Origin of the sequence: Arcticibacter svalbardensis MN12-7 (genome assembly GCF_000403135.1) — a bacterium.
In the GTDB taxonomy this organism is placed as follows: domain Bacteria; phylum Bacteroidota; class Bacteroidia; order Sphingobacteriales; family Sphingobacteriaceae; genus Arcticibacter; species Arcticibacter svalbardensis.
This window is the reverse complement of record NZ_AQPN01000078.1, coordinates 85,260-91,979: the sequence shown is the minus strand read 5'-3', so window position 1 is coordinate 91,979 and position 6,720 is coordinate 85,260. Positions and strand designations below refer to the sequence as shown.

Genomic DNA, 6,720 nt, shown 5'->3' with positions numbered 1-6,720 from the left:
AGCTCATGATCTAAACAGGAGTGCTATCTTATTATTGGGAGGAATGCGCATTTGATCTTGTAACTCATAGACTGTTTTTATAATTTTACAATATGAAGGCTGCGAATGTTATTGGAAGATAAAGGATTGAAATGGGAGTTGCTAGGGCAACATTTGGTATTACTATCCGAAAAGGGCATATATTGGGAAGAACAAGAAACTCTTATTGTGTCTGATCTGCATATCGGTAAGGTAGGGCATTTTCGAAAAGCAGGTATTGCTATTCCTAAAATCATGGAGCAAGAAGAATTAGCTGTATTATCAGACCTAATTCATACTTATCATCCAAAGCGAATTATATTTCTGGGGGATCTCTTTCATAGTGAATATAATGATGACTGGAACTGGTTAATGCTCTGGACCGGCTTATTCCCAAACATTCAAATGGTTTTAGTAAAGGGGAACCATGACATCTTAAATGATAAACAGTACTGTGAGGCCGGATTTATTGTAATGAAAGAATATCGGTTATTTCCCTTTAAATTTATACATGAGCCTGTACCTTTCATTCATGACGCGCTACTTGAAAATGAAGATACTGAATGGTACTGTATCAGTGGACACATTCACCCTGGAGTTAAACTTAAAGGCAAAGGGAAACAGTCGGTCACCTTATCTTGCTTTTATTTTAATGCAACACAGGCGATAATACCCGCTTTTGGAAAGTTTACAGGTAACTACTGTATGGAGGTTACTCAGGGGGTACATGTCTTTGGTGTTTTAAACAATAAAGTGCTTAAGTTGTGATTAGATTGGTTCTAAATTGGGTAATGTAGCGCGTTTTTGACCAAATGGGTTATATTATTGTCATGTTATTGAATACTTTTGCAGTTCTATATATAATTTAAGAAAGGAAAATGGGTAGTTTAAGTAAAGCTTTCTCCTCAACACTGGGAAGAAAATTAATAATGGGATTAACTGGTTTATTTCTTAGCCTGTTTCTCGTCATCCATCTAGTTGGAAATCTTCAATTGTTTAAAGATGATGGTGGTAAAGCGTTTAATGAGTATTCTTATTTTATGACTCATTTTCTGCCAATTAAAATTGTTTCGTATGTATTGTATATCTCCATCATTTTGCATGCTGTTTATGCTTTAATTATTACGGCAAGGAATAAAAAAGCAAGAACTGTTCAATATGCGCAGTATAACGGAGCGGCAAACAGTAGCTGGAACTCCAGGAATATGGGTATTCTGGGAACTATCATTCTGTTATTTCTGGTTATTCACATGAAATCATTCTGGGCAGAGTATCATTGGGGAGGTTTACCTTATGTGCAATATGAAATGAAACTGGATAACCCGAATGTTGTAAAGATTACACAATTGCCGTTTAACGGTAAAGAATTGGTGCACGCTGAATATGTGGATGTACAGAACCAAACAGAAGTGGTTGTAGCAAAAGATCTTTACCTGATAGTAAAAGACTCATTTAGCGAGGCATGGTATGTGATATTATATGTATTGTCCATGATTGCTTTGGGCTTCCATTTGTATCATGGTTTTCAAAGTGGTTTCCAGACGCTTGGGTTTGATCACGTAAAGTATAAGCCAATTATTGATTTTGTGGGACTTTGGGTATTTAGTATTATCATACCTGCGGTATTTGCTGCAATGCCCATATATATGTATTTCGCACAATAGATGAATCCTCCCGTATAGGGATAAAATATAATTCTGACATGGTATTAGATTCAAAAACACCACAAGGCCCATTAGCGGAAAAGTGGAATAAATATAAATTCGATCTGAAGCTTGTAAATCCTTCAAATAAAAGGAAGTTTACAGTTATTGTAGTCGGAACTGGTTTGGCTGGTGCTTCTGCAGCTGCATCACTTGCAGAGCTTGGTTATAATGTAAAAGCATTTTGTTATCAGGATAGTCCCCGTCGTGCTCACTCTATCGCAGCACAAGGTGGGATCAATGCAGCAAAAAATTATCAGAATGACGGTGATAGCGTTTATCGCTTGTTTTATGATACCATTAAGGGAGGCGATTATCGCTCCAGAGAATCAAACGTACATCGGTTGGCAGAGGAATCTGTTAATATTATTGACCAATGTGTGGCACAGGGTGTTCCTTTTGCTCGTGAATATGGTGGCTTACTTGATAACCGCTCTTTTGGTGGTGCTCAGGTTTCCCGTACTTTTTATGCTAGAGGTCAAACTGGACAACAGTTATTGTTAGGTGCTTATTCTGCCTTAAACCGCCAGATTAATTTAGATAAAGTAGAGATGTACAACCGTCACGAAATGCTTGATTTGGTTATGGTTGATGGTAAGGCTCAGGGTATCGTTACCCGTGACCTGATTTCAGGTGAGATCGAATCTTTTGCTGGTCATGCTGTGTTGTTGTGTACTGGTGGATACGGTAACGTGTTCTACTTGTCTACTAATGCCATGGGATGTAATGCAACAGCAATTTGGAGAGCTCATAAAAAGGGTGCTTTTTTTGCTAATCCTTGTTATACGCAAATTCATCCTACTTGTATTCCTGTAACGGGTGACTATCAGTCTAAGTTGACATTGATGTCTGAGTCTCTTCGTAATGATGGACGTGTTTGGGTTCCTAAAACGAAAGAGTTGGCTGAACAGGTTCGTAAGGGACAGGTTAAGCCTGGTGATATTAAGGAAGATGATCGTGATTACTTTCTGGAACGTAAATATCCTTCATTTGGAAATCTTGTTCCCCGTGATGTGGCTTCCCGTAATGCCAAGGAAGCATGTGATGATGGTAAAGGAGTAGGAACAACAGGAAAGGCTGTTTATCTGGATTTTGCAGATGCTATTCATCGTCTTGGAAAGGATGCTGTTCAAGCTAAATACGGAAACTTATTTGATATGTATTATCAGATTACAGATGAGAATCCTTACGAAATGCCAATGCGGATCTACCCTGCTGTACATTATACCATGGGTGGACTTTGGGTTGATTATAACCTGATGACTACTGTACCTGGATTATATGCACTGGGAGAATGTAATTTTTCTGATCATGGAGCAAATCGTCTTGGAGCTTCTGCTTTGATGCAGGGACTTGCGGATGGCTACTTTGTGATTCCATATACTTTGGGTGATTACCTTGCAGGGATCGGTCCGAAACCTGTTGATACGAGTCATCCTGCTTTTGCCCAAACAAAGAAGGATATCACAGACCGGATCAATAAGTTTCTGGCGATGAAGGGAACGAAGACACTTGATGAGTACCATCGTGACCTTGGCTTAATTATGTGGGAATACTGTGGTATGGCCCGTAATGAAGCTGGTTTATTAAAAGCTAAGGGATTAATTCAGGCATTAAAAGTTGATTTCTGGAAAAATGCAATTGTGCTGGGTGAAAATGAAGAAATGAATATGTCTCTTGAAAAAGCAGGACGTGTGGCTGATTTTATTGAATTGGGCGAATTGATGGTGGATGATGCACTGAATCGTAAAGAATCTTGCGGTGGTCACTTTAGAGAAGAGAGCCAGACTGAAGAAGGCGAAGCGAAACGTGATGATGAGAATTTTGCATACGTAGCAGCTTGGAAATTCAAAGGGGAGAATACTCCTTCAGAATTGCATAAAGAGGACCTGATATTTGAAAATGTCAAACTTACTCAACGTAGTTATAAATAGTTATATAAGAAATCTAGATAAGCCATGAGTGGAAACATGAATTTAACCCTGAAGGTATGGAGACAGAAGAACGCTGCAGACAAGGGTCAATTTGTAACATATAAAGCTGCCGATATATCTCCTGAAATGTCTTTCCTTGAAATGCTTGACGTTGTGAATGAGCGTTTGGTTAAAGGGACACAGGATCCTATTCACTTTGATCATGATTGTCGCGAAGGAATTTGTGGCGCATGTTCATTATATATAAATGGTCGTCCACATGGTCCTAAACAGGCTATTACAACTTGTCAGTTGCATATGCGCAGTTTTCATGATGGGGAGATTATTACAATTGAACCATGGAGAGCAACTGCGTTTCCTGTAATTAAGGATTTAGCGGTAGATCGTTCTGCTTTTGAACGAATTCAACAAGCTGGTGGATTTATATCTGTCAATACAGGGGGTGTCCCGGATGCTAATGAAATACCTATTTCTAAGGTTATTTCAGATGAAGCATTTAACTCTGCGACTTGTATTTCTTGTGGTGCTTGTGTTGCGGCATGTAAAAATGCTTCTGCTTCTTTGTTTGTATCAGCTAAGATTTCTCAGTTGGCATTACTGCCTCAGGGACAACCTGAAAGATACCGAAGAGCGCAGGCAATGGTCGCACAAATGGACAAGGAAGGGTTCGGAAACTGTACGAATACAGGCGCTTGTGAGATTGAATGTCCTAAAGAAATTTCGTTAACAAACATCAATAGAATGCGTCGCGATTTTTACAACGCTAAGTTTTTTAAAGAAGAAGAGATAAATTAATTATTTTTGTTTTACGAGGCAAGGAGATATTGTGAAAAGAGCCCAGTTGCGAAAGCACTGGGCTCTTGTGATTATAATTGTTTTTATTACTTTTTGCTCGTAATAATCATCACTCCATTTTTACCTTTTGCTCCATATTTTTTAGTGGCTTCATCATTATTTAAAATAGATATAGACTGGATGGTCTCTGGATTGATGCTTTTTAAATTTGAGGAAGGGGTTTCTTTTCCATCAATAATTAAGAGGCCGTTGAAACTGGGAACGCTATTATCATTCATATTGATGGTGTTTGTATTGTAACCCACCACTACTACTGGGGATAATTTATTTGTGTTTTGATTTATTTCTTTGACAGGAACTTCCAAAGAGAGTCTGCTCAATTCACCTGGTTTTTTCAATTGAAGCTTAACTACTCCATTTTTACCCTTTTCTCCGTATTGAGCTGTTTGATCGCTCCGAATCACGTCAATAGATTTGATGGTATTTGCATCAATTGCAGATATCTCACTTTGTTTGATTTCCTTTCCGTCTAAGAGGTAAAGAGGCTGATTAGAGTCAATCTTTAAATTAGAATGTAGAGAGCCAATTTTTTTATCCCCTTCAAGATTGAGCATGATAGGTAGTGTATATTGAACACGTACGGGCTTTTTGTCTTTTATTCCAGGTTGCCATTTAGGACAATTTTGAAGTAATTTTAGTCCCTCTTCTGCAGTTCCATATCCAAGGTCTTGTAAGGTTTTAATATCAGTCAGTGTTCCATCTGTTTCAATAATAAAAGAAAATATCAATTTACCGGTTACCCCTTCTTTCTCGCTTCAACAGGATATATGTAGTTTTTCCCAACATAAGCATAGAAAGCAGGAATTCCTCCTTGAAATTCGGGTAGTTTATCTATGGCAGCGAAGGTAAATACACTGTCAGTGCTATTAAGCAGCGTATTCCTAGGCGTTGCTGTTGATTTGGGTTTAATCAGAGCGGATAAAGAGTTACTAACTGATTCTGAATAACCTCCTGTATTATCTGCGATTTCTGTATTAACATTACTAACCGTGTTCTTGATTTGTTCGGTTAGTTTATCAGACTGCGGACTAGCGGATGCAATAACTACCATACAGGCAAATAATGGAGCTGACAATCCGTACTTCAGCAAGGCGGTGCGTTTAGATTTGGTTTTTTGTAACATGATAATTCTCTTTTTTAGTAATGATTGGTTAAAAAAACTATTGGTTAAATGAAGTGGTTTAACTCCGAAAGCATTGCTCACCAGTAATACAGAATAATCGTGTTTCCCCATTGTATCTGCTGTATCCTCATCTGCAATGAACTCATGGATATACTTAATGGATTTGGTATAGAGATAACTTATTGGATTAAACCAGTTGATGATGGCCAGTATTTCGAAGAGGATCACATCAGCAGAATGCAACTGGTTTGCATGCACCATCTCATGTCTCCTAATCGATTCTTTTTCATCCAGTTCATCTGAGATCCTGATTTTGCTAAAGAATGACCAAGCTGGTTGCGTACTTTTATCTTTACTTTTTGTAATTTGATATAAATAATAAACAAACTTACCTGTTGCTATTAGAACGCCTGATAGGTAAATAATAAGTAACCAGTCTGTCAACGCCTTTGATTGAGTCACTGTAACCCCTGTTAAGTATAAGGATTCCAGCGTAACCGATACGGTATCCTGTTGAGTAAAAAACAGAGCATATATCCATTGAGATTGTAACACCGGAATGCAAAAGGAGAGCACTGCAGTTGAGACTAAGTAGATTCTGTTTAGAATAAAAAAGGTTTCGCGACACAATAGTAGGGTATAAAAACAATAGAATAAAATGAGGTAAATGTTGACCTGTATGAGATATATTGCCCAATTCATGACTTATTCTTTTTAAAGTTTCCAATCAGTTTCAGAATTTCATCAGCCTCTTCCAGATCAATTTTTTCCTTTTTTACAAAGAATGAAAACATTTTTTCTACCGAGTTGCCAAAGTAATTGTGGAGCAATTTGTCCGTAGCAAAACTTCGGTATTGCTCCCGTGTAATAACCGGAAAATACTGATGGCTATTTCCAAGTGCCAGATGATCTGCAAAACCCTTAGTTTCGAGAATCCGGATAATAGTGGATACTGTATTATAGGCAGGTTTTGGCTCAGGCAAGATTTCAATTAGATCTTTAACGAAGCCCTTACCTATGTCCCATAAGACCTGCATAATCTGCTCTTCCGCTTTAGTTAGTTCCTTGATTTCCATATGCTCACATT

The 6,720-nt window shown here is 38.0% G+C and carries 7 protein-coding genes; 4 read left to right on the top strand and 3 right to left on the bottom strand.

Annotated elements, in window-relative coordinates:
* Positions 1-105 precede the first annotated feature (105 nt).
* The 4 genes from pdeM (at position 106) to ADIARSV_RS09965 (ending at position 4,450) form a co-directional block, all read left to right on the top strand.
* On the top strand, positions 106-786 hold the full coding sequence (pdeM, locus tag ADIARSV_RS09980; protein ID WP_016195377.1) for a ligase-associated DNA damage response endonuclease PdeM: 681 nt from the start codon (positions 106-108) through the stop codon (positions 784-786).
* Positions 787-896: 110 nt separating this feature from the next.
* On the top strand, positions 897-1,682 hold the full coding sequence (locus tag ADIARSV_RS09975) for a succinate dehydrogenase cytochrome b subunit (protein WP_016195376.1): 786 nt from the start codon (positions 897-899) through the stop codon (positions 1,680-1,682).
* Between the two features lie 38 nt (positions 1,683-1,720).
* Positions 1,721-3,655 (top strand): fumarate reductase/succinate dehydrogenase flavoprotein subunit, encoded by a 1,935-nt coding sequence (locus ADIARSV_RS09970; RefSeq protein ID WP_016195375.1) that lies wholly within the window; start codon positions 1,721-1,723, stop codon positions 3,653-3,655.
* 24 nt (positions 3,656-3,679) lie between these two features.
* Positions 3,680-4,450 carry a succinate dehydrogenase/fumarate reductase iron-sulfur subunit gene (locus tag ADIARSV_RS09965; RefSeq protein ID WP_016195374.1) on the top strand — a complete coding sequence of 257 codons (771 nt, stop codon included), beginning with the start codon at positions 3,680-3,682 and terminating at the stop codon, positions 4,448-4,450.
* A gap of 86 nt (positions 4,451-4,536) precedes the next feature.
* On the opposite strand, the gene ADIARSV_RS09960 is transcribed toward ADIARSV_RS09965, so the two are convergent.
* The 3 genes from ADIARSV_RS09960 to ADIARSV_RS09950 are packed head-to-tail and all read right to left on the bottom strand — an operon-like array spanning position 4,537 to position 6,709.
* Entirely contained in the window at positions 4,537-5,238 is a 702-nt protein-coding gene (locus ADIARSV_RS09960; RefSeq protein ID WP_016195373.1) for a TonB-dependent receptor plug domain-containing protein, read from the bottom strand.
* Between the two features lie 8 nt (positions 5,239-5,246).
* Positions 5,247-6,335, bottom strand: a complete 1,089-nt coding sequence (locus tag ADIARSV_RS09955) for a M56 family metallopeptidase (RefSeq protein ID WP_016195372.1) — start codon at positions 6,333-6,335, stop codon at positions 5,247-5,249.
* Positions 6,332-6,709, bottom strand: a complete 378-nt coding sequence (locus ADIARSV_RS09950; protein WP_016195371.1) for a BlaI/MecI/CopY family transcriptional regulator — start codon at positions 6,707-6,709, stop codon at positions 6,332-6,334. The genes ADIARSV_RS09955 and ADIARSV_RS09950 overlap by 4 nt, the downstream gene beginning before the upstream one ends.
* Positions 6,710-6,720 lie beyond the last annotated feature (11 nt).